The organism is Pararhizobium sp. IMCC21322 (assembly GCF_030758295.1).
Lineage (GTDB): Bacteria > Pseudomonadota > Alphaproteobacteria > Rhizobiales.
The window spans coordinates 286143-308571 of record NZ_CP132335.1; the positions used below are offsets into that span (position 1 = coordinate 286143).

18 protein-coding genes are annotated in these 22429 nt (G+C 52.6%); 5 read left to right on the forward strand and 13 right to left on the reverse strand.

What is annotated here, in order from left to right; genetic code table 11:
* Positions 1 to 148: 148 nt before the first annotated feature.
* The 3 genes from RAL91_RS01505 (at position 149) to RAL91_RS01515 (ending at position 3294) form a co-directional block, all read left to right on the forward strand.
* Positions 149 to 1153, forward strand: a complete 1005-nt coding sequence (locus RAL91_RS01505; RefSeq protein WP_306259214.1) for a DctP family TRAP transporter solute-binding subunit — start codon at positions 149 to 151, stop codon at positions 1151 to 1153.
* Between the two features lie 78 nt (positions 1154 to 1231).
* Positions 1232 to 1900, forward strand: a complete 669-nt coding sequence (locus tag RAL91_RS01510) for a TRAP transporter small permease (protein WP_306259215.1) — start codon at positions 1232 to 1234, stop codon at positions 1898 to 1900.
* Positions 1900 to 3294, forward strand: a complete 1395-nt coding sequence (locus tag RAL91_RS01515) for a TRAP transporter large permease (protein ID WP_306259216.1) — start codon at positions 1900 to 1902, stop codon at positions 3292 to 3294. Before RAL91_RS01510 ends, RAL91_RS01515 begins: the two co-directional genes overlap by 1 nt.
* 444 nt (positions 3295 to 3738) lie before the next feature.
* Here RAL91_RS01515 and RAL91_RS01520 read toward each other — a convergent pair whose 3' ends face one another.
* The 8 genes from RAL91_RS01520 to RAL91_RS01555 all read right to left on the reverse strand — a co-directional run bounded on the left by RAL91_RS01520 (position 3739) and on the right by RAL91_RS01555 (position 13361).
* The gene (locus RAL91_RS01520) at positions 3739 to 4701 is read right to left on the reverse strand and encodes a hypothetical protein (protein ID WP_306259217.1); all 963 of its coding nucleotides are present in this window, start codon (positions 4699 to 4701) and stop codon (positions 3739 to 3741) included.
* Between the two features lie 112 nt (positions 4702 to 4813).
* Entirely contained in the window at positions 4814 to 5560 is a 747-nt protein-coding gene (locus RAL91_RS01525; RefSeq protein WP_306259218.1) for an SDR family oxidoreductase, read from the reverse strand.
* A gap of 12 nt (positions 5561 to 5572) precedes the next feature.
* Entirely contained in the window at positions 5573 to 7030 is a 1458-nt protein-coding gene (locus tag RAL91_RS01530; protein WP_306259219.1) for an aldehyde dehydrogenase family protein, read from the reverse strand.
* The gene (locus tag RAL91_RS01535; RefSeq protein ID WP_306259220.1) at positions 7027 to 8664 is read right to left on the reverse strand and encodes an ABC transporter ATP-binding protein; all 1638 of its coding nucleotides are present in this window, start codon (positions 8662 to 8664) and stop codon (positions 7027 to 7029) included. Before RAL91_RS01535 ends, RAL91_RS01530 begins: the two co-directional genes overlap by 4 nt.
* On the reverse strand, positions 8661 to 9530 hold the full coding sequence (locus tag RAL91_RS01540) for an ABC transporter permease (RefSeq protein ID WP_306259221.1): 870 nt from the start codon (positions 9528 to 9530) through the stop codon (positions 8661 to 8663). Before RAL91_RS01540 ends, RAL91_RS01535 begins: the two co-directional genes overlap by 4 nt.
* Entirely contained in the window at positions 9530 to 10477 is a 948-nt protein-coding gene (locus RAL91_RS01545; RefSeq protein WP_306259222.1) for an ABC transporter permease, read from the reverse strand. Before RAL91_RS01545 ends, RAL91_RS01540 begins: the two co-directional genes overlap by 1 nt.
* Before the next feature lie 85 nt (positions 10478 to 10562).
* Positions 10563 to 12050: an ABC transporter substrate-binding protein gene (locus tag RAL91_RS01550; RefSeq protein WP_306259223.1), complete on the reverse strand. Its 1488-nt coding sequence runs from the start codon at positions 12048 to 12050 to the stop codon at positions 10563 to 10565.
* 18 nt (positions 12051 to 12068) lie between these two features.
* A complete protein-coding gene (locus RAL91_RS01555) occupies positions 12069 to 13361 on the reverse strand; it encodes an acetylornithine deacetylase/succinyl-diaminopimelate desuccinylase family protein (RefSeq protein WP_306259224.1) in 1293 nt (430 codons plus the stop codon).
* Positions 13362 to 13482: 121 nt separating this feature from the next.
* Here RAL91_RS01555 and RAL91_RS01560 point away from each other — a divergent pair, with 121 nt between their 5' ends.
* Positions 13483 to 14031: a PAS and helix-turn-helix domain-containing protein gene (locus RAL91_RS01560; RefSeq protein WP_306259225.1), complete on the forward strand. Its 549-nt coding sequence runs from the start codon at positions 13483 to 13485 to the stop codon at positions 14029 to 14031.
* A gap of 496 nt (positions 14032 to 14527) precedes the next feature.
* Positions 14528 to 16633 carry an EAL domain-containing protein gene (locus RAL91_RS01565; protein WP_306259226.1) on the forward strand — a complete coding sequence of 702 codons (2106 nt, stop codon included), beginning with the start codon at positions 14528 to 14530 and terminating at the stop codon, positions 16631 to 16633.
* Positions 16634 to 16676: 43 nt separating this feature from the next.
* Here the strand turns inward: RAL91_RS01565 and RAL91_RS01570 are convergent, their stop codons facing one another.
* The 5 genes from RAL91_RS01570 to RAL91_RS01590 form a co-directional block, all read right to left on the reverse strand.
* Positions 16677 to 18059 (reverse strand): sulfatase-like hydrolase/transferase, encoded by a 1383-nt coding sequence (locus RAL91_RS01570; protein WP_306259227.1) that lies wholly within the window; start codon positions 18057 to 18059, stop codon positions 16677 to 16679.
* 3 nt (positions 18060 to 18062) lie between these two features.
* Positions 18063 to 19160 carry an ABC transporter ATP-binding protein gene (locus RAL91_RS01575; RefSeq protein WP_306259228.1) on the reverse strand — a complete coding sequence of 366 codons (1098 nt, stop codon included), beginning with the start codon at positions 19158 to 19160 and terminating at the stop codon, positions 18063 to 18065.
* Positions 19161 to 19178: 18 nt separating this feature from the next.
* Positions 19179 to 20057: a carbohydrate ABC transporter permease gene (locus RAL91_RS01580; protein ID WP_306259229.1), complete on the reverse strand. Its 879-nt coding sequence runs from the start codon at positions 20055 to 20057 to the stop codon at positions 19179 to 19181.
* Entirely contained in the window at positions 20054 to 20968 is a 915-nt protein-coding gene (locus RAL91_RS01585; protein WP_306259230.1) for a carbohydrate ABC transporter permease, read from the reverse strand. Before RAL91_RS01585 ends, RAL91_RS01580 begins: the two co-directional genes overlap by 4 nt.
* 63 nt (positions 20969 to 21031) lie before the next feature.
* Positions 21032 to 22303 carry an ABC transporter substrate-binding protein gene (locus tag RAL91_RS01590; RefSeq protein WP_306259231.1) on the reverse strand — a complete coding sequence of 424 codons (1272 nt, stop codon included), beginning with the start codon at positions 22301 to 22303 and terminating at the stop codon, positions 21032 to 21034.
* Positions 22304 to 22429: the final 126 nt, after the last annotated feature.

Genomic DNA, 22429 nt, shown 5'->3' on the forward strand with positions numbered 1-22429 from the left:
ATCTTGAAGCCATCACCCAAAACCTGTGCAAAGCCGCCAGCACATATTCCAAAAGTCGTTAAGGCATGGCGCAAAGCCAAATTGTGCTTCTGTGAGATTTCAGCTTCTGGAATGTGTCTGACAGATTCAAACGCTAGGGAGGATATTCATGCGTTTCCTGAAAACCGCAGCGGCTGCCGCTGCAATCATGGCTGTTGCCACAACCGGTGCACTGGCCAGCTGTGAAGATGGCGAAATCGTCATCAAGTTCAGCCACGTCACCAACACTGACAAACACCCCAAAGGCATCGCCGCCACTTTGTTGGCCGAGCGTGTCAATGCCGAGATGAACGGCAAGGCCTGCATGGAAGTCTTTCCAAGCTCGACCCTTTACACCGATGAAAAAGTTCTGGAAGCCATGCTCCAGGGCGATGTTCAACTAGCCGCACCATCGCTGTCGCTGTTTGAAAAATTCACCAAGAAATACCGCATCTTCGATCTGCCTTTCATGTTCAAGAACATCAATGCAGTGGATGAGTTCCAAAACTCTGAAACCGGTAAGGCCATGAAAAATGACATGCAGCGCCGTGGCCTGCAGGGTCTGGAATTCTGGCATAATGGCATGAAGCAGATGTCTGCCAACAAGCCTTTGATCCTGCCAACCGATGCAGAAGGCCTGAAATTCCGCGTCCAGCCATCTGACGTGCTTGTTGCACAGATGGAAGCTATTGGCGGTAGCCCGCAAAAAATGGCGTTTGCCGAAGTTTATGGCGCTCTGCAGCAAGGTGTTGTCGACGGCCAGGAAAACACCTGGTCCAACATTTTCGGTCGCAAGTTCTTTGAAGTTCAGGACGGCATTACAGAAACCAATCACGGCATCATCGACTATATGGTTGTGGCCAGTGTCGATTGGCTCGACGGTTTGGACGCCGATATCCGGGACCAGTTCCTGACCATCCTGAATGAGGTCACCGTGCTTCGGAACTCTGAATCCACCGCTGTCAACGAAGGGGCCAAACAGTCCATCATCACGGCTGGTGGCGAAGTGCGCCAGTTGGATGCTGATCAGCGTGCAGCCTGGGTTGAAGCCATGAAGCCGGTGTGGACGCAGTTTGAAGGTGATGTCGGCGCCGAGGCGATTGCCGCGGCACAAGCCATCAACGAAAACCACTAACAAACACGATCGGGCGGTGTTTTGGCACCGCCCGAAATTCCTGAATGAATGTCTGAATGCATGTCTGGGGAGGCACAGATGCAAGCCAAGGGAAGACGCATAACGGATGCAATTGAGGAAACTTTGATTGCAGCCATTTTAGGCGTTATGACGCTCATCACCTTTGCCAATGTGCTGGTGCGCTATGCGCTGAACTCCAACATCTTGTGGGCACTTGAGGCGACTGTTTTTCTGTTTGGCTGGCTCGTGCTTCTGGGTGCTTCCTACGCCGTCAAAAAGAACATCCATCTGGGTGTCGATGTCATCATCAACATGCTGGCCCCAAAGACACAACGCGTGCTGGGCCTCATCTCTGTCAGTCTATGCATCATTTTTGCCGCCCTGCTGCTGAAGGGCAGTTGGGATTATTGGGCGAATTTCGCCAATCTGCCGCAGACAACAGGCCGCTGGTTCCCAACCGGATTTGAAACCGAATTTCGTGGCCGCGCCTGGTATGAGGTCGGTGATGTGCCGATGCCCGAATGGTTGCGCTGGATGGAGGACGTCTTCAATGAAGGCGAAGAATACGAAAAAATTCCCAAACTCATTCCCTATTTCGTCATGCCCTTATCCATGGCGCTGCTGCTGTACCGTTTTCTGCAGGCCGCTTTGCGCATCTGGAGCGGAAAATCCGACCGGCTGATCGCCTCGCATGAGGCAGAGGACGACATTGAAGAAGCCGCAGCCCGGATTGAGAGTGCGAAATAATGGACGTCATCTTTCTCTTTGTCATGGTCATCGGCCTGCTGTTGATCGGCGTTCCCATTGCCGTCTCGCTGGGTCTTTCCTCAATCCTGTTCCTGCTGCTGTTTTCCGATACGTCGCTTGCCTCGGTCGCACAAACCCTGTTTTCCGCCTTTGAAGGCCACTTCACCCTTCTGGCGATTCCGTTTTTCATTCTCGCTTCATCCTTCATGTCCACCGGCGGCGTGGCCCAACGGATCATTCGCTTTTCAATTGCCTGTGTGGGCCATTTCCGGGGCGGTCTTGCCATTGCCGGTGTCTTTGCCTGCATGATGTTTGCCGCCCTTTCCGGCTCATCACCAGCCACCGTTGTCGCCATCGGTTCCATCGTCATCGCTGCCATGCGTCAGGCTGGTTACACCAAGGAATTTGCTGCAGGCGTTATCTGTAATGCAGGCACATTGGGCATTCTCATCCCGCCATCCATCGTCATGGTGGTGTATGCTGCAGCGGTTGATGTCTCTGTCGGGCGCATGTTCCTGGCGGGCGTTATTCCCGGCATTCTGGCAGGCCTGTTCCTGATGATTACGATCTACGTCATTGCCACATACAAAAAAATGCCGAAAGGCACCTGGGCCGGTTGGCGTGAAATCTGGGCCTCCTTCCGCGATGCGGTCTGGGGCCTGATGCTGATTGTCATCATCATGGTTGGCATTTATGGCATTCCCGGCGTCACATCGGCCATCTTCACCCCGACAGAAGCCGCCGCTGTTGCCTCGGTCTATGCCTTTATCGTTGCCGTCTTCGTCTATCGCGACATGGGCCCATTGGCCGAACGCGATGGCCAGGAAAAGAAGAACCTGCTGCAAAAGCCGACGGCCCTGATCACTGCCTTCTTCCACAAGGACACCAAGCACACTTTGTTTGAAGCCGGTCGTCTGACCATCGTCCTGATGTTCGTCATTGCCAATGCGCTGATCCTGAAACACGTCCTCACCGACGAGCAGGTGCCGCAGCACATTGCCGGTGTCATGCTGGATGCGGGTCTGGGACCCATTGCCTTCCTGATCGTCGTCAACATAATCCTGCTGATCGGCGGTCAGTTCATGGAGCCATCAGGCCTGCTGGTCATCGTCGCCCCACTGGTGTTCCCGATTGCCATGGAACTTGGCATTGACCCGATCCATCTCGGCATCATCATGGTGGTCAACATGGAAATCGGCATGATCACACCGCCGGTTGGCCTCAATCTGTTTGTCACCTCAGGCGTTGCCCGAATGCCCATGATGGCCGTCGTCCGCGCAGCCCTGCCGTTCCTGGCCGTGCTGTTCGTCTTCCTGATTCTGGTCACCTATGTGCCAATCATATCAACCTGGCTGCCAACCCTGCTGATGGGGCCGGAACTGATATTGAACTAGGGAGCAGGAAAAAGCGGTTCATTGCCGTTTAAAATTGTCGTTGCTGGATCCTCGGAATAAATCCGAGGACGACGGGACCTGCTTGTCAATAAAACTGAATTTACGTCCACATCCGATGCCGTCATTCTCGGATTTATTCCGAGAATCCAGTGGTCAAGGCGCTTGGATCGGGCGAACTCATCCGGTCAAATACACCGCCCGCCATACACACGCCGGTCAACATGCTGGCTTCGTCTGAGCGCAGAAAGCAAGACACCCGCGCCCATATATATCTTCCGGCGTTTAGAAGAGAGCGAGGGGGATGGTGGCAAGAAATTTGACGGGGATTTCCGGGGTATCATCACCCATGAAGTTTTCTCAACTGATTGGCATGATCCGCTTCAACCCAACTACCAGTCCCGCCAATGGGCCCGGAGCTCATAATTCACAATCTTAATGCGCTTTTTAGAGAAAATCATCATAATTATTGTATATCTCAAGAATAATATTGTAATCCTCTTCTTTTATGAGACTCTTTATTTCCTCTGAATTTACTGCAAAAATGTATAAATCGACATCCGTATAAAATTCATTATTGCTGATATATGAAATGTAGCTGAAACATTTATCAAATATACTAAAATTATGTATATTTGCATTACCCAAATGGCCACCATAACCGCATTTTCTATCCAATATACCAATTGTACGTAACACTAATATTTGTTGCCATATATCGATATTTTCGCAATCAAAAATAGATCCAAATTTATTTGGACCCAATTTAAGAAACGCGTATTTAGCTGAAAATTCATCATCAATACTGCATATATCAAAAGATTTCTGAACACATATATCATCACAATACGGCGATAATTCAGATATATTCATTGCTCTTACATCTTTATATTTATATATATTACTCAAATTTACGCCATATTCACCAAAATTAATTTCCAAATTTGATAATAAATATGGAATGAGAATAGAAGAGATATCATCAACATTCTGATACTCTCTTTCAATAAGATTTTTTAAAGAATTAATGAATATTTCCATATCCATATCATCACTTATTTCTATATTAATTGCATAGGAACCTATTAGGTTAAAAATTTCCTTTATATCGTCATGTTCTGAGTAAGCGATTGCATCATCAAAACCATCAAATATAAACATAGGATAATATTTTTTATCAAATGTTAAATCAGAGTTAAATATTTTTAAAAGACAGGATCGAGACATTGCTCGCTTCAATTCTCCGAGCAACTCCCTTTTTTTTATATGCTCATGAACACCTTTGAAATCTCCTGTTTCACAGGACAGAACCGATCTGGATACATGCTCATCGGCGGCACTGAGGTTTGAGGCTGCCAAAAATATCATTGATAATGAAATTAGCATCACAATTGTTTTAATATTGACCATGGCAATCCCTTCCAATTTTTAATATTGATCTATACAACTATTTATATTGGATAGATTATTTATACAAATTAAACTGAGATATCTTCGCTATAAACTGCTTTGCTTATTCTGTTCAGATACACCGCCCGCCATCCACTTCCATACACACGCCCGTCACCATGCTGGCTTCATCGGAGCACAGGAAGCAGGACACCGCTCCCATATCTTCCGGTGTGGAAAACCGGCCAAGGGGAATGGTCGCCAGGAATTTGGCGCGGATTTCTGGCGTGTCTTCACCCATGAAGGATTTCAACAATGGGGTTTCACCGGCCACCGGGTTGATGGCATTGACGCGAATGCCCGCAGGGGCCAGCTCGACCGCCATGGTGCGTGTGGCAGTGATCATCCAGCCCTTGCTGCAATTATACCAATTCAGGTTCGGGCGCGGGCTGACACCGGCTGTAGAGGCCACATTGAGAATAGCGCCTGTGGACCGGTTTTTCATATGGGGCACAAGGTATTTAGCCGTCAAATAAACCGATTTGACATTGACTGCCAAAACCCTGTCGAAATCCTCTTCACTGACATCTTCCATAGGTGCCGGGAGATGGGTGATTCCGGCATTATTGACCAGAATATCGACACCACCAAAGGCTTCTATCGCAGCGTCTGCCATAGCTTTCACCTGATCGGACCGGGTCAGATCAACATGGAAAGACATAGCCTGATCGCCCAATTCATTCGCCGTGGCTTTTGCACCCGCCGCATTGATATCCGCGACCATCACCCGCGCACCCTCAGTGATGAATTTGCGCACAATGCCTGCACCAAAGCCGGACGCTCCGCCTGTCACAATGGCTGTTTTGCCCTCTAAGCGCATGATTCTCTCCTGTTATCCGTGAAAGGCTGCAACGGTTTTCAACCTGGAAAACCCGTAAAGCGCCTCAAACCCTTTTTCCCGGCCATGACCTGATTTGCCAACTCCGCCAAAAGGCAGTTCCACACCGCCGCCCGCACCGTAATTATTGATAAACACCTGTCCGGAATGGATAGCCTTTGCAGTGCGCATCTGTCGCGCTCCGTCGCGGGTCCAGACCGAGGCAACCAGGCCGAAATCCGTGCCATTGGCAATGGCAATGGCCTCTTCCTCATCGTCAAATGGAATGATGACCTGCACCGGCCCGAAAATCTCGCTTTGCGCCAACACATGCTCCGGCGTGACGGCTGCAAACAGGACGGGTGCAACATAGTGGCCATTGTCAGGCGCATCCCCGACAATGCTGCCGGTAGCCACCTGTTCCAGATCACTGCCATTTGCCAAAAATCCGGTAACAATCTCTTTCTGACGTGCCGAGATCAGCGGCCCGATATCCAGATCAGACAGCGCAGGCCCCACCTGCAGCGCGCCATAGCGCGCGGCCATAGCTGCCACCACACGGTCATACTGACCGCGCTGCACCAGAATACGCGAAGAGGCAGAGCAGGTCTGCCCGGCATTTTGAATGCCGGCATTCACAAGGAATGGCAGCGCCGCATCCAGATCCGCATCATCAAACACCAGCTGAGGCGATTTCCCGCCGAGCTCCAGTGTCACAGGCACACAATTTGGCGCAGCCGCGCTTTGAATCATGGATCCCACGGCAACAGAGCCGGTAAAGGAAATATGGTGAACACCCTTATGCGCTGCCAGCGCCGCACCGGCCTCTTCCCCAAGGCCGGGCACCACATTCAACGCGCCTGCGGGCAGACCCGCCTCATGCGCCAAATCCGCAAAGGCCAAGGCGGTCAGGCAGGCTTCTTCAGCCGGCTTAAGAACGGCGGCGTTGCCCATAGCCAGCGCCGCCCCAACCGAGCGTCCGATAATCTGCATCGGGTAATTCCAGGGCACAATATGGCCCGTCACACCATGCGGCTCACGCAGGGAATAGACGGTGTAGCCATCGAGATACGGGATCGTTGTGCCGTGTATCTTGTCGGCCGCTCCGCCGTAAAACTCCATATAGCGCGCCAGTGCCAGCACATCAGCGCGTGCCTGTTTCAAGGGTTTTCCGACATCCAGCGCTTCCAGCTCGGCCAGTTCATCTGTCCGGTCAAGGATGAGATAGCCCAGCCGCGTCAGAACACGTCCGCGCTCCGGTGCTGTCATCCGCCCCCATTCACCCGCGCTGGCGTTGCTGGCCGCTGCAACAGCTGCATCAATATCTTCCTCATTGCCGCGCGCAATCTCGCACAAGATTTCGCCATTGGACGGGTTTGCAAGTGGCAGCAATCCACCTTGAACAGGCGGAACCCAGCGCCCCCCGATAAAGCAGAGCGATGGATCAAACCAAAGGTCTTGAAGGCCTGTCATATGGAAACCTCGTTCTGCGTTGCCAATTCGGCTGGTAGTTCGGCCGGCAGTTGGGAAAGCCGTGGCGCGGCTTCAATCAGTGATTTTGTGTAAGCATGTTGCGGATTGTCAAAAACAGCATCGGTTTGGCCTTCTTCCACAATCTGCCCTTCCTTCATGACCAGAACCCGGTCGGTAATAGAGCGCACCACAGACAGATCATGAGAGATAAACAGATAGGTCAGGCCAAACCGGTCTGACAGATCTGCCAGAAGGTCCAGAATCTGCGCCCGGATCGAAACATCCAGCGCCGAGACCGCCTCATCCAGCACAATCAGCTTTGGCTTGATAATCAGCGCGCGGGCAATGGCAATACGCTGACGCTGACCGCCGGAAAATTCGTGAATATATTTCCGCCCGTCCGAACCCTCCAGGCCCACGCTTTCCAGCGCTTCTGCTATGGCCTCTGCCCGTACCACACCACTTGGCTGCCTATCCAGAAGATGAAACGGTTCCGACACCAGCCGCGCAACCCTGTGCCGTGGGTTGAAAGAACCATAAGGGTCCTGAAACACCACCTGCATTTTTCGCCGCACAGAACGTTGCACCTGATGGCCGGAAAAAACCGGTGTGCCCTCGATCAGAATTTCACCTTCCTGAACCTCTTCAAGGCCCAGAATCGCACGGGTCAATGTCGACTTGCCACACCCGCTTTCCCCCACCAGACCAAGGCTTTCACCCTGTTGGATCGAGAAACTGACATCATTCACCGCGCGGAATATAGGCGGCGATGCCAACAGGGATGTGCGCGGCAGAACATAATCCCGCGAGACATGGCTGACCTTCAGCAACGGTGCAGCTTCCGCATCGCTGTCCGCCTCCCTGTCCGGCACATGTGACGAGGCTTCGAACAGCGCTTTGGTATAAGGATGCTTCATCGACTGAAACAGGGTTTTTGCTGGTCCGGTTTCAACCACCTCACCAGACTTCATGATAACAATATCATCTGCCAGATCAGACACCACGGCCAGATCATGGGTGATCATCATCAGCGCCATATTGTCTTCGCGCACCAGCCGCTGCAGAAGTTTCAATATCTGCGCCTGTGTGGTGACATCCAGCGCCGTGGTCGGCTCATCAGCAATCAGCACCTTGGGGCGCAGGGCAATCGCCATGGCAATCACCACGCGCTGACGCTGCCCGCCGGATAATTCATGCGGATAGCGCGACAGCGGAAAGCGGTCCGCCGGCAGCTCCACCCGGTCCAGCGTTTCGCGGGCAATGCGCAAGGATTCAGCGCGTGAAGCCTGCCGGTGAATGCGCACCGTTTCAGCCACCTGATCGCCGATGCTTTTGACCGGGTTCAGCGCTGTCATCGGCTCCTGAAACACCATGCCCAGCTCATCACCGCGCAACGAACACATCTGTTCTTCAGACAGGCTGAGAAGATTATCGCCATTTAACGAAATGGCCCCATCTGTCCGCGACCCTTCCGGCAATAATTGCATCACCGAATAGGCCGTCATGGATTTTCCAGACCCGGATTCGCCAATCACCCCGACTATCTGACCTGCATCCAGATCAAACGAGATATCACGCAGAATGGGTGTTCCATGAATGGCAAGGCTGAGGTGATCGATCTGCAAAAGGCTCATCGGCGTGCATTCCGCAGGCGAGGGTCCAGCAGATCGCGCAGCCCGTCCCCCATCAAATTGAGGCCCAGAACCGTCAGCAAAATGGCAAAGCCGGGAAACAGCGCCATATGCGGGGCCAGCGTAATCAGGGTCTGACTATCTGCCAGCATACGGCCCCAGCTTGGAATCGGTGGCTGTGCGCCAAGCCCCACATAACTGAGGCCCGCTTCGGCCAGAATGCCGAGCGAAAACTGGATCGTGCCCTGAACAATCAGCAAATTCATGATATTCGGCAAAATATGCTCAATGGAAATGCGCAAGACGCCCTTACCGGCAACCCGCGCTGACAGCACATAATCCCGCGTCCAAAGTGACAGGGCCGAACCGCGAGACAGCCGGGCAAAAACCGGAATATTGAAAATACCAATGGCAATGATTGCGTTCACCGCACTGGGGCCAAAAACGGCGGTTATCATGATGGCAATCAACAGCGCGGGAAACGCAAACACCAGATCATTGCCGCGCATGATCACCTCATCCACCCAGCCGCCACCGCGTGCAGCAGAGGCCAGACCCAGCGGCACGCCCAGCAAAATGCCAATGCCCACAGCTATCAGTGCCACGGCAATAGAGGTTCTGGCTCCAACCATGATCATGGAGAAGATATCGCGGCCAAAATGATCCGTGCCGAACCAGTGTACCGCATCGGGTGATTTCAGCTTATTGGGAATATTCAGCGCTTCCGCGTCAAATGGCGTCCACACATAGGACACCAGCGCCGCGCCGATAAACACCGCGCTCAGCACCAGACCAATGATCAGACTGCGGGACCGCAGTACCTGCCGCAGAACGCTCGCATCATTCGGGGAGATATCAGAAGCCGCCATCAGCTGCGCCTCCGCAAGCGCGGATCAACCAGCGCATAAGTAATGTCGACCGAGAAATTGACAATGACCACGGCGAAAACCAGCAACATCACAACGCTTTCCACCACAATCAGATCGCGCTGGGATATGCTCTGAAACACCAGACGCCCCAGTCCCGGTAGAAAAAACACATTTTCAATGATGATCGCGCCAGCCAGCAGAAAGGAAAACTGCAATCCGATAATGGTCAGAACCGGGATCATGGCATTGCGCAAAGCATGCCGCCACAGCGCCTGACGCCGCGTCAGACCCTTGGCCCGCGCGCTGCGGACAAAATCCTCACCCAGCGTATCCAGCAGCGCTGAACGCATCACCCGTGCCAAAATGGATGCCTGCGGCAAGGCCAGCGAAATAGCCGGTAAAGTCAACGCTTTCACCGCCAGCCAGAAGCCCCCATCCCAACCGGGAAAGCCGCCGGCGGAAAACCAGCGCAGATTGATGGCGAACACCAATACCATCAGCATCGCAAACCAGAAATTGGGAATGGCGACGCCCAGTTGCGTAATCCCCATGACCAGCGTATCGGCCACGGAGCCGCGCTTGCTGGCGGCCAGTATACCGGCTGGAAAGGCAATCAGCGTGGACAGCAAAAGCGCATAAAGCGCCAACGGCAGGGAAATCCACATGCGGTCGCCAATCATATCCGCGACAGGCGTGCGATAGGTATAGGATGTGCCGAAATCGCCCGTCAGCATGCCACTGACCCAGTTCACGTAACGCTGAAACGCCGAGACGTTGAGGCCAAGCTCATCACGAAGCGCCGCAATCGTATCGGGCTGCGCATTAATGCCCAGCATGTAGGAAGCCGGATCGCCGGGAACCACTTCGATGGCGACGAAAATAACCATGCTGGCGACCAAAAGGCTGACGCTTAAAGACAACAACCGTTTCAGCGTGTAGCGCAGCATTCAATAGGGTTCCGCTCAACAATGTTAGCACGACATCCCGGCCACAAAAGCCGGGACGCCGTGCAATTTTCTAGTCGGTCCGGCTTCAGTCAGTCCATGAGACGCCTGTCAGATCAACGGCCTGTGTCGGCGCATTGGCCCACAGACCTTCAATCATGGTATTGGCAACACCTGTATTGGCCAGCTGAAACAGATATCCATTGACATAATCTTCAGAAATCATGGTCTGTGCGGCCTGCAGAATGGTGGTCCGCTCTGCCGGGTCTGTCGACGCATTGAGATCGGCCATCAGCGCCTGGAATTCCGGCTTGCCATACTGGAAGTAATAATCCTCACGGCCATAAATTCCAATATCCATCGGCTCGGTATGAGACACGATGCTGAGACCAAAATCCTTGCCCCGGAACACCTGCTCCAGCCACTGCGCCCATTCCAGATTGCTGATTTCAACTGTAATGCCGACAGCTTTCAACTGGGAGGCAATAATCTCGCCGCCGCGCCGCGCATAAGACGGCGGTGGCAATTTCAGCGTCGTCGTAAAGCCATCTGCAAGACCCGCCTCCGCCAAAAGTGCTTTGGACTTCTCCGGATCATAGGCAGAATTTGCGGTCAGATCGAGATAGGCCGGATTGTGAGGTGCAAAATGGGTGCCAATCGGCGTGCCGTAACCAAACATTGCACCGTCAATAATCGCCTGACGATCAATTGCATGGGCAACCGCTTCGCGCACTTTCACATTGTCAAATGGCGGTAGCTTGTTGTTGATCGCCAGAATGGTCTCGCCTTCGGTTGACCCGACCAGAACCTTGAAACGGGGGTCAGCGTCAAACTGCGGCAGGTTTTCAGGGGCCGGAAACGCCATGAAGGCATTAACATCTTCTGCCATCACGGCTGCAAAAGCGGCTGTTGGGTCAGAGATGAATTTGAACGTTGCTTTTTCAAGGCTGACGGCTTCACCCCAATAATTGGGATTCTTAGCCAGCTCAATACGATCACCTTGCACCCAGTTCGACAGAACAAAAGGTCCGGTGCCCACCGGCTTGGTTTTGATGTCGGCAATGCTTTCCGGAGCCACGATCACCGCATCGCCCCAGGCCATGTTGAACAGGAAACTGCCGTTTTGCTTCGACAAAGTCACCTTGACGTTCATCGGGTCCATCACCTCAACCGAGGCGATATCTGCAAACAGCGGCTTCTGGGCGTTGGTGCTGTCTTCGGCACGGGCGCGATCAAGCGAGAATTTCACATCCTCAGCATCCATCGCGCTGCCATCATGAAAGGTGACGCCCTCATTCAGCTGAAAAATGTAGCTCAGCCCGTCGTCGGAAATTTCCCAGGATTTGGCCAGACCCGGAACAATAGAGCCATCCGAAGCAAAGCGGGTCAGTCCCTCAAACACATTGGAATAAACCACCTGATCAATGGCGCCGGCGGCAGCACCCGTTGGATCCAGATGCGGCGGCTCCAATTGCAGCCCAACCACAATGTCGGTTTTGGCGGCCTGTGCGGCCCCGCCGGTGAGGGCAAATGCCAATGCGGCTGCAACCGCAAAACCTGTCTTTCCATAAATCATGTAAAGTACCTTCCCTGATCAGTCATCACGATCTGTCAAAAGCGCCAGAAGTGTGCGTCCCATCACTTTCGCAGAGTCAATCATATCATCCACCCCGACATATTCGTCGGGCTTATGTGCCAAATCCAGAATACCGGGACCATAGGCAATGCAGTTTTTCAGCCGTCCAATACGGTCAATATGCTTCTGGTCGTAGGTTCCCGGTGACACCACATATTGCGGCGCTACTCCTAGCACCTCTTCAATCGCCCTTGAAACTGTTTTTACAATGGGTGCATCGCGATCCGTCATGCTGGGCAGAACCTGATGCATGTCTGTGATGTCATATCTGAACCTGTCGCGCCTGGCTTTCACCCGCTCCAGAACATCGCTGATTTCCTGTTTGACGTCTTCAATGGTCTCTTCAACCAGAAACCGTCGGTCAATCACCATGCGGCAGCTATCAGGCACGCAGGCAGAGGGCCAACCGGTAAAATCGGCGGGCGGTTCAGACTGTCCGCCATGCAGTGAATTGATGTTCAGCGTCGATTGTTTGGCCTGTTCCGGCACCACCGGCATGGCCGTGCGCTTGTGCGCGAGGGCCGGAAACAGGCTGGTTTCCATCTCATCCAGCACCGCTCCCATATGGCGCACTGCGCAATCTCCCAGAAATGGCATGGAGCCATGGGCAATTTCGCCATGGGTCTCGATTTCCGCCCACCAGACCCCGCGATGGCCCAGACAGACCCGATCCTTGTTCAGGGGTTCCGGAATAATCACGTGCTGGACGCGCTCTGGAGAGAAAAAACCCTTTTCCGCCAGATAGGCGACCCCGCCATAGCCACCGGTTTCCTCATCCGCTGTGCCGGATATCTCAATGGCGCCGGAAAACTGCGGGCATACTTCCAGAAAGGCCTCAGCGGCAATGATCGAGGCGGCCATGCCACCCTTCATGTCGCAGGCACCACGGCCATATATTTTACCGTCGTCCAAAGTTGCGGCAAACGGGTCAAAGCTCCAGCCACGGCCCACTTCCACCACATCGATATGGGAGTTGAAATGCACGCATTCCCCGGGGCGGTGTCCCGCACGGCGGGCAACCACATTCCAGCGTGGATATCTGTCACTGTCACCCGGCGTGCCTTCTGCCCGGATCAGTTCTATCTCAAACCCGCTGGCGCGCAGCCGAACGGCCAGATATTCACAAATCTCCAGATAATTATCGCCCGGCGGATTAAGCGTTGGCATGCGGATCAGATCCTGCGTCAGCGCAATCAGATCATCCCGGCGCGCCTCAATCAAGGCGCTCAGTTCCTCTGCAATATCCGCCATTTGCATCCCTCCATCCAGAGGACCACTATCAGCAGATTTCCCTACGGTATCAATACCGTATAAACACGGATAGTCTGATAGAAAGGTGCAATATCCATGACTACGAACATGACCTATGACCATGACCTATGAATTGGCCATGCTCGCCTTTGACGAAGCACCCATCGGGATTGTCCTGACAGAGCGCCGCATTATCAAAAGCTGCAACGTCACCTTTGCGGCGCTGTTTGGCTATGACAGATCTGAATTGATCAACCAGTCTTTCCGCATGCTCTATTCCACGCGCAAGGAATTTGATGCCATTCGCGACATCGGCCTTAAACCCTTGCAGGAAAAAGGCATCTATTCAGACGAACGCATTATGAAACGACGCGACGGAACGCCCTTCTGGTGCCGCTTCCGCGCCCATACGCTGACCCGAGACGACCCGCTGCAACGCACTGTCCTGAGCTTTGCAAAAATTTCGGATACCGTGCCAAAGAGCCAACTGACGCCAAGAGAACGCCAGATCGTCCTGCAACTCAGCAAGGGCCAGACCAGCAAGGACATCGCCCGCATTCTGAACCTGTCCCCCCGCACCATCGAAGACGTTCGCAGCCGTCTCCTGAAAAAATTCGGCGTCAGAAACGCCGCCGAACTTCTGGCCCACATGACCGGGCTGGATGTTTGAATGGGAGCACATTCGGCAAGCGCCATCAGGCGCCACTTGATCTTCGGGAGAACAGCTCAGAAAGATGCTCAGAGGCCCTTCCCACGACCAAACCAGTTTAAAAAAGCCCTTAGCAGCTATCCGGTATTCTCGGAGCCATATTAGCGAGTTCTTAATGAGCGCTACTTATGATTGCGGTCCAACGCATATGAAAGCGAACACTTTGGCGGTGGCCTGGCAATTCGACCTGGCCCGACATCCAGTCATCACACCGCGACGAGGTCAAATACAAGTCATTGGGGAGGGCCATGCCCGGAAATATGTCTCAAAACCAGGGTCAGGAACCATGTGGCATACATTCAATGCCATTTTGCAGGGGCATGGCCTCACGCAATCCTGTTGAGGGGTTGAAACCGTGATTGACCCGGATTCCAGGGCACAGCCGTATTCTTCCAGGGCCCAGCCAGATGCAATGGCAAAGAAAGACCACCAGTCAATTAGGTCACGATTTGCCCACATGAATTTCGACGACTTGCCCCAAATGCAGGCCATCGTTGAACTTGCAGTCAACAGCCTTGGATGCCCGAGTGCCATGCTGTCGATGATAGAAGATAATCAGCATCGGGTCATCACCTCCTTTGGATTGATGGCTGACGATATTGCAACAGCCAAAAGCTGCGCAAGCCAGGTCACCGATGACAGCCAGCTGTTCATAGTTGAAGATGCATCCTCCGATGAAGGCTTCTGTAAACATGCGCTCCATGACAACCATTCAGACATATGCTTTTACGTGGGACTACCGCTATTCATAGACAAATCAGGCATGTTGGGTGTCCTGTCTGTTTTCGACAGCAGGCCACGTACCCTTTCTGACTCTGAACGCCATGGGCTTTTCAATCTTCAACTGATCGTCAACTCCCTGCTGGCCAGTTATGAAGCAAATCGAATTGCGCAGGAAATTCAGGATGAGTTGCACATTACGCTGGAAAATATGGACCAGGGCGTGACCGTCTTCGATGCGGACGCCAATATGATTTTGTGGAACCAGAGATACATAGATATCTTCGAAAAATCGCCGGACGATATCTACAAGGGCGTATCGCTTCGAAAACTGATTGAAGTCCAGGATCTGCAAAATGGCTTTGAGGGCTTTGACGGCGGTTACGACCAGATGCTCGCCGAATTGCGCGCGGGACTGGCGAAGGGAGAAATCGTACCCGGTGGCGTGCGTCTCAACAGTGGTCGCATCATCTCATCCATTCATGCCGCCATGCCGAATGGTGGCTGGGTCGCAACCCATTCCGACATCACCGAGCGCGTGCGTGCGCAAGAGAAAATTGAGCATGCATCACTCCATGACAGTCTGACGGGACTGGGCAATCGGGCCAAGTTCGCAAGCGAGTTTGAAACCAGGGCAGCCGACACATCAAAGCGAATGGCCGTCATGCTGATCGATATTGACGAGTTCAAGCAGGTCAATGACAATTTCGGCCATGGTGCCGGTGACGCTGTGATTGTGAGTGTCGCTGACCGGCTGATGGGCTGCGTGCGCAGCGACGATGTCGTGGTGCGCCTGGGCGGGGATGAATTCGCTGTACTGCTTCAGATTGATCAGGATTGCGATGACGACATAGTCATCTCAATCGCCCGAGATGTGGTCGAGCTTATGCGCAAAGAGTTGCTATATCGGAAAAGCATTATCAATTTCAGTGTCAGCGTAGGCTGCTGTGAAGCCAGATCGCAGACAACAGGTTTGGAAGAAATACTGACCCGGGCCGACTTTGCACTTTACAAGGCCAAAGCAAATGGCCGTTCCAGATTTCAGATGTTCAATCGCAGGATTGAAGAGGAACTCTCCCGCACCAGGCGTATACAAACAATCGTTCGCAGCGCCGACTCCACTGATAATCTCACGCTGAACTATCAGCCGATTGTATGTCTGAACCGCCAGCAGGACTATGGTTTTGAGGCTCTCATTCGCTGGAACGGTGATTCCGATGATCGTATTTCTCCGCAGGATATTATTCTGGCAACCGAGAAGGACGGGTTCATCGGGCATGTCGGTAACTGGGTTCTCAACAAGGCCATGCAACAGGCCGGCCAATGGGATGAAGCCATTCATTTGTCCGTCAACGTCTCACCGAAACAATTGGGCCAGGGCGATTTTGTAGACCAGGTCCGCAGGGCGCTGAAGCGCTGGAAGTTCGCGCCCGAACGTCTTGAACTGGAAGTGACTGAAACCGCACTTTTGCAGGATCGGGCATCGATCGCCGAATTGCATGAGATCAAGAGGCTCGGGGTACGCATCGCGCTTGATGATTTTGGCACGGGCTATTCATCACTCTTGCATCTGCAACTGTTTCCATTCGACAAGCTGAAAATTGATCGCTCCTTTGTTGATCGGGCCGATACTGACAAGCTTTCAAACGCGATTGTTCGGTCCATTGTGCACCTCGCTGAGGAATTGAACATTCAAACCGTTGCCGAGGGCATCGAAACCAGCGAACAACTCTCTTTGATGACGTCAATTGGCTGCACGATGGGTCAGGGTTATTTGTTGGGCAGGCCCATGTCGAGCGAACAAGCCCAACAACGGATTCACGCAATGAGCCTCGTTGCCTGATTGCCTGTTGCTGGAGAAGTCCGGGCTCTGAATGTAATCGGCTCTAGGACGGCAGACCACAGTGATCGCCCATTTTCAGCTGCCAGTTCTCCATTGCCCCTAAAAGTCGATCACGTGTGGCATGGTGTGCCGGCATAAAGGCAAGATTGATCAGCTCGTCAGGATCGGTTTGAAGATCGAACAACTGTAACAAGTCTGATCCGGGCGTCGGGCTGTTACTGGTCGAGGCGCGATGTTTCGTGTCCTTGTAATAACGAATAAGCTTGTAGCGATCATCACGAATCATACGTTGTGATTCACGGTAAACCGCGCCGAAATATTGACGTCCGGATCCAACCGTCTGGTCATCGTCCTGCCCCACAAGATTGGCGCCACCGCATTCGGGAGCAACGTCAAGTCCGGCAAGGGAAAGCACTGTCGCATGGGTATCGCCATGCCACACAAGATCATCTGATTGCTTGCCTTCCGGAATCTGTGGTCCGGCGAATATCAGCGGAATATGAAGACTGTGCTCATACAGATTTTGTTTGCCCATCAGACCGTGATTGCCCAACCCAAGCCCATGATCTGCTGTGTAGATAATAATGGTATTTTCAAGCAGACCCTTGTCTTCGGTCGCTTTGATGATGTGGCCGATAGCGTCATCCATATGTGCAATCATGCCATAATAGTCTGCAATATGTTGCCGAATGGCGTCCGGCGAGCGCGGAAATTTCTCCAGCATTTCGTCACGGATAAGCGCTTCACCATTGTCGAACGGATGGACCGGCATGTAGGATTTTGGCAAGGTGACACCTGAAGGATCAACCGCCCAGTTTTTGGGTGGGGTCCTGGGATCATGCGGTGCCGTGAACGCAATATAGAGGAAAAATGGTTCATCACGGTCGGCTGTTTCAATAAAGTCCAATGCGGCATCTTTGAATATGTCGGTTGAATATCCGGTTACCTTACGCGCACGGTCTTCGGCATAAATTCCACTTGGATCATGATCCTGCAGGACCATTTCTTCGTGTTCAGACATCCCGTCAAAAAGGATTTTGTCTGCTGTTGAAAAACTGCGTGCAAAAGATTGTTTGTCATTGTGCCATTTGCCGATGGAATGGGTTTTGTAGCCCGCTTCGCGCAATAATTGCGGCATGGTGGGGATACTGGGTGGGATAATTGCGCCAACACTGAAGTCGTCAGCACAGCGATTATCAGGCGGCGTTAAATCAAAGACGCTTCGACCGGTCATGACAGTTGCGCGCGAGGGCGTACAGACAGCAGCATTGAAACCACCCTGGCAATGCGCACCACGAAAATCAGTGCCGCGTTTTGCCAATGCGTCCAAATTGGGTGTCGAGACTTCATCGCAGCCATGCGCGCCGATTGAACTGGAGCGATGGTCATCTGCAATAATAAAAATGAAGTTTGGTTTCGTTCCCATCGTCTATCCTTTGCTCGGTGTTTTCGCAGGCGGTACGATGCGCTCACCAGTGTCAGGTGAGAAAAAGTGAAGCGCGTCAACGCTTTCAATATCAATGGAAACTCTGTCACCGGTGTTGAACTCGACGCTGCCCTTTTCGCGCAGAATTATCGGCGTGCCATCACCCAAACGGCCATGAATGACGCTCTCATCTCCAAGATATTCGACAATTGAAACTTCGATTTGACCAATACCCTTGCCTTTGTCTGCAAGCATCAGAGATTCTGGACGTACGCCTAATGTGGTCGCACCGGATGCAATCTGGCCGAGGCCTGTAACCGATAGGTCTGCAGATTCAAACGTTGCATCACGTATGGTGCCCGGGACGAAATTCATTTTTGGTGAGCCAATGAAACCCGCCACAAACGCATTCTTCGGCTCGTTATACAATTCCTTGGGGGTGCCCATCTGCTGTATTTCACCGGCATTGAGAATGATGATCTGATCAGCCAGAGTCATCGCTTCCACCTGGTCGTGCGTGACGTAAATCATGGTTGCAGCGAGCCGTTGGTGGAGCTCAGCCAGTTCAACGCGGGTTTCGGCACGCAACGCCGCATCAAGATTTGAAAGCGGCTCATCAAACAGAAACACTTTGGGCTTTCGGACAATCGCGCGGCCAATCGCTACACGCTGTCTCTGCCCGCCAGAGAGTTGCTTGGGGAGCCTTTCGAGGAGTTCCTCCAATTGCAGGGCGCGGGCGGCCTCCGCCACACGGCTTTCAATCTCCGCCTTTGGCCGTTTTGCGATTTTGAGTGAAAACGCCATGTTTTCACGGACCGTTTTATGCGGATACAGCGCATAGGATTGAAACACCATTGCAAGGCCCCGTTCGCCTGCGGACGCTTCAGTCACGTCTTCGCTGTCCAGCCATATCTCGCCGTCAGTTGTTGCCTCCAGGCCTGCAATCAAGCGCAAAAGCGTAGACTTTCCGCAACCTGATGGGCCGACAATTGCGACGAAAGCACCATGCGGCACAGAAAAACTGAGGCCCTGCAGGGCGACAAAACTGTCGAAACGCTTTTCCACGTTTTTCAGCTCAAGGGCAGGATATTTGCTAGTCAATATCGCGGTTTCCATTTTTTAGCCTTTGACCGAACCAGCAGACAGACCAGCCACAAGGCGGGACTGAACCGGCAGGAATAATAATAATGCGGGCAAAGTTGTGAGTGCAGAGGCAGCCATCACGGCACCCCAATCAACGGTTTCTTCGCCAAAGAACAGTGCCAGACCGAGCGGGAGTGTTTTCAGTGACGTTTTTGTCAGCAGCGCAATAGCCAGCAGAAATTCTGTCCACATCAGGAGAAATGAATAGGTTGCGGTGGCGACGATACCCGGAGCGAGCAGCGGCAGAATGATGTGGCGCAGCGTTTGAAAACGCGAGCATCCATCCATCAAAGCCGCTTCATCAAGGTCTCTGGGCAGGGCTTCCAGATAGCCAACCATGAGGTAGATCGAAAACGGAAGGGTGATCGTGACGTAGCAAAACATCAGGGCGAAGTGATTGTTGATCAGATCAAGTTTGGCAAACATGATGAACAATGGGGTCATCATTACGATCCACGGAAAGGTCTGGGTCAGCACAAGAAAGCCGAACAGCCACTTTTTATAGGCAAAACGATAGCGCGATAAAACGTAGGACGCGCAGACCGCAACACTGGTGGAAATAATGACCGAAATGCCACAGATAAACAGACTGTTGAACATGAAGCGGCCGAAGTCATTCTTCCAAACATTTCTATAGTTTTCAAACGTGAAAACAAGGCCTTGCGTGCCAGTACCGATCAATGAGGCACTGGGTTTGAATGACGCCCAATAAATCCACACCACAGGCGAGGCAAAAAAGAAAATGAGCAAGGCTGCAAAGACGAGTGCTGCTGATGTTTTGACAGGGCTGTGCTTGCGGGTCAGGCCACGCTTGCGTCGTTTCACGGTCGACCGGTTTATTGCGACATCGGTCACATCAGCCCTCCAAATCTTTTTGTGACAACATATCGGAAGTAGATGATGCCAAATACCAATGCGAGCGCGGCCATGAATGTGCCAATTGCTGATGACAGGCCAAGCTTGAAGTTCACGAATGCCTGGAGATAAACTTCCGTTGCCAGAACATTTGAAAATGTGCCGGGTCCAGCACTTGTAGACATCCAGACATAGATGAAATTGTTGAACGTCCAGATGGTTGTGAGGAGTCCCAGCACGGCCAGAGCCGGCAGGGCATGGGGGAACGTCACATGCCAGAATTTTATCCAGCTATTGGCCCCGTCAATGTCTGCTGCTTCATACAGATCGCGCGGCACGGTTTGTAGCGCTGCGGCCATTGTCAGCACGATAATGGGCAGGCCATTCCACACAATGATCGTGATGACGGAAGGCCAGACATAAGATGGATCTCCGAGAAAAATGATGGGTTGGTCAATAAACCCCCACTCAACCAGCTTGTTATTGATGGCGCCGGTGCGTCCATCGAAAATCTGCTTCCACACTGTGACGGCCACAATATCGGGTGTCGCCCATGGCAGAAGCGCGGCCATACGAAGCGGAACTGTCAGGCGCAAACGGCGCACAAGCTGGGATTCAATGAAGAGCGCGATCGCAAAGCCCAGAACCAGCCGAATGCTGACCGAAACAAATGTCAGCCAGAACAACGTATTGAAGACGACTTTCTTGAAATCGGAATCATTAAATAGGTCGATGTAATTTTCCAGGCCAACCCACTTGCCACCATCGCGCAGACCCAGAAGACTGAGGTCTGTAAAGCTGTTTTTGATGTTGTAGATTGTGGGCCAGAGGAAAAATGCTGCTGTCATGCCGAACGCTGGCAACAGCATCAGCAAGACAAATTTTCGCTGATCCTTGGAATAGCTGAGCATATATTCCTCGTGGATAAGGGCAGGCCAGCCAATTGGCTGGCCTGATTTGGATAACCGGTTTGATTAATCGTCCAGCATGTCGTTGATCGTATCAATCAATGACTGGGCAGCTTCTTCGGGTGTTTTATCACCGACCAGAATTGCGCCGAACTCTCGACCCGCTTCGCTCCACATGGTTCCGATAGGCGTCTTGCCATTGGCGTACGCACCCCAAGTCCGGGCATTCGGCAATTGCATGCCATACCCTTCAAGTCCCGCCGGATATTCCAGAGCAGCAAGAGCAGACTTGCTTGCCGGGAACTGTGCCGTCAGAAAGTCGGAGAAAAACTCGTTGGAAATCAAAAACTGAATGAACTTGTAAGACTCATCAGCATATTCGGTATTGGCATTGATGCCGAGCATACGTCCGCCCATATGGCTCACACCACCAACTGAACCCGCTGGAATACCGCTCGAAGCAAAAGGCACATCATTCGATCCGCTTTTCTCCTTATAAGCCGCAATCACGGCTTTCGCGACATTTGGCGGCACTATTGCGAAGGCTTGATCGCCTTCAACCATAGGCGCCAGTGAGCCTATATCTGCCAGGCCACCCAATGCGATGTTGGACTGCGGGTTACCGCCTTCACCCATAAAGTCTGCAAAGAATTTGAAGCTGTTGGCAAGAGATGCTGTATCGACACCAACCCGAAAACCGCCATTGCCATCTTCTTCAACCAATGCATGACCGTTCGACCACAAGTGATAGTTCAGCAAAAACCAGGCTGTATTTGTCGCACCGCTACCAGCGGGAAAGCCGAAGCCGACTTTATCGGTCTTTTCTGTCACCATGCGGCTTGCTGCCTGCAGATCATCCCAGGTCTTTGGAACCTCAACGCCCGCTTCCTCCAGGACTGCAGGCGTATAGATCAGCGTCCACGTATCGGCGGTCCAGGGAAGGCCGAATATGTTGCCATCCGCGTCGCGCGCCAGATCAGTCGCGATGAAGTTCTCAAAGCCTGACCCTGCACCATTTTTTTCGATCAGATCATTCAATGGCAGCAATGCACCGGCACTGCCCATTTCCAATGGCCAGACGAAAGCAATGTGGACGATATCAGGACCTGTGCCCACGGCAGCTTCACGCAGGAATTGTGTCCGTGAATCGCCCCAGGATATACGCTCCAGTTCGACATTGATGTCCGGGTTTTCCGCCTCAAAGGCTTCAATCGCGGCCTCGATGACCTCTGGGTCAGGGTCATTATATCTGAAACTAATCGTTGTTTCTGCAAATGCCGGAAGCGCAATAAAGGCGCTGCAACCAATCAGCAGAGCCGTTTTAAACATGTTTTGCATTTCTGTTTCCTCCAATGAAACGCTGGTCGTCAAACCATTTATCGAACCGGTTCGATAATTAAGGTAGCGTGTTTTCCCTGAATTTGTCAACATAAGCCAGCTATCGGTTTGTATCTGGAACAATTG

Coding starts and splice junctions, on each gene's coding strand:
- RAL91_RS01510 (WP_306259215.1), top strand. CDS start 1,232: ATGCAAGCCAAGGGAAGACGCATAACGGATGCAATTGAGGAAACTTTG.
- RAL91_RS01535 (WP_306259220.1), bottom strand. CDS start 8,664: ATGAGCCTTTTGCAGATCGATCACCTCAGCCTTGCCATTCATGGAACA.
- RAL91_RS01555 (WP_306259224.1), bottom strand. CDS start 13,361: ATGGCGGATATTGCAGAGGAACTGAGCGCCTTGATTGAGGCGCGCCGG.
- RAL91_RS01565 (WP_306259226.1), top strand. CDS start 14,528: ATGAATTTCGACGACTTGCCCCAAATGCAGGCCATCGTTGAACTTGCA.
- RAL91_RS01570 (WP_306259227.1), bottom strand. CDS start 18,059: ATGGGAACGAAACCAAACTTCATTTTTATTATTGCAGATGACCATCGC.
- RAL91_RS01540 (WP_306259221.1), bottom strand. CDS start 9,530: ATGGCGGCTTCTGATATCTCCCCGAATGATGCGAGCGTTCTGCGGCAG.
- RAL91_RS01520 (WP_306259217.1), bottom strand. CDS start 4,701: ATGGTCAATATTAAAACAATTGTGATGCTAATTTCATTATCAATGATA.
- RAL91_RS01585 (WP_306259230.1), bottom strand. CDS start 20,968: ATGCTCAGCTATTCCAAGGATCAGCGAAAATTTGTCTTGCTGATGCTG.
- RAL91_RS01590 (WP_306259231.1), bottom strand. CDS start 22,303: ATGCAAAACATGTTTAAAACGGCTCTGCTGATTGGTTGCAGCGCCTTT.
- RAL91_RS01550 (WP_306259223.1), bottom strand. CDS start 12,050: ATGATTTATGGAAAGACAGGTTTTGCGGTTGCAGCCGCATTGGCATTT.
- RAL91_RS01530 (WP_306259219.1), bottom strand. CDS start 7,030: ATGACAGGCCTTCAAGACCTTTGGTTTGATCCATCGCTCTGCTTTATC.
- RAL91_RS01545 (WP_306259222.1), bottom strand. CDS start 10,477: ATGCTGCGCTACACGCTGAAACGGTTGTTGTCTTTAAGCGTCAGCCTT.
- RAL91_RS01560 (WP_306259225.1), top strand. CDS start 13,483: ATGACCTATGAATTGGCCATGCTCGCCTTTGACGAAGCACCCATCGGG.
- RAL91_RS01525 (WP_306259218.1), bottom strand. CDS start 5,560: ATGCGCTTAGAGGGCAAAACAGCCATTGTGACAGGCGGAGCGTCCGGC.
- RAL91_RS01515 (WP_306259216.1), top strand. CDS start 1,900: ATGGACGTCATCTTTCTCTTTGTCATGGTCATCGGCCTGCTGTTGATC.
- RAL91_RS01505 (WP_306259214.1), top strand. CDS start 149: ATGCGTTTCCTGAAAACCGCAGCGGCTGCCGCTGCAATCATGGCTGTT.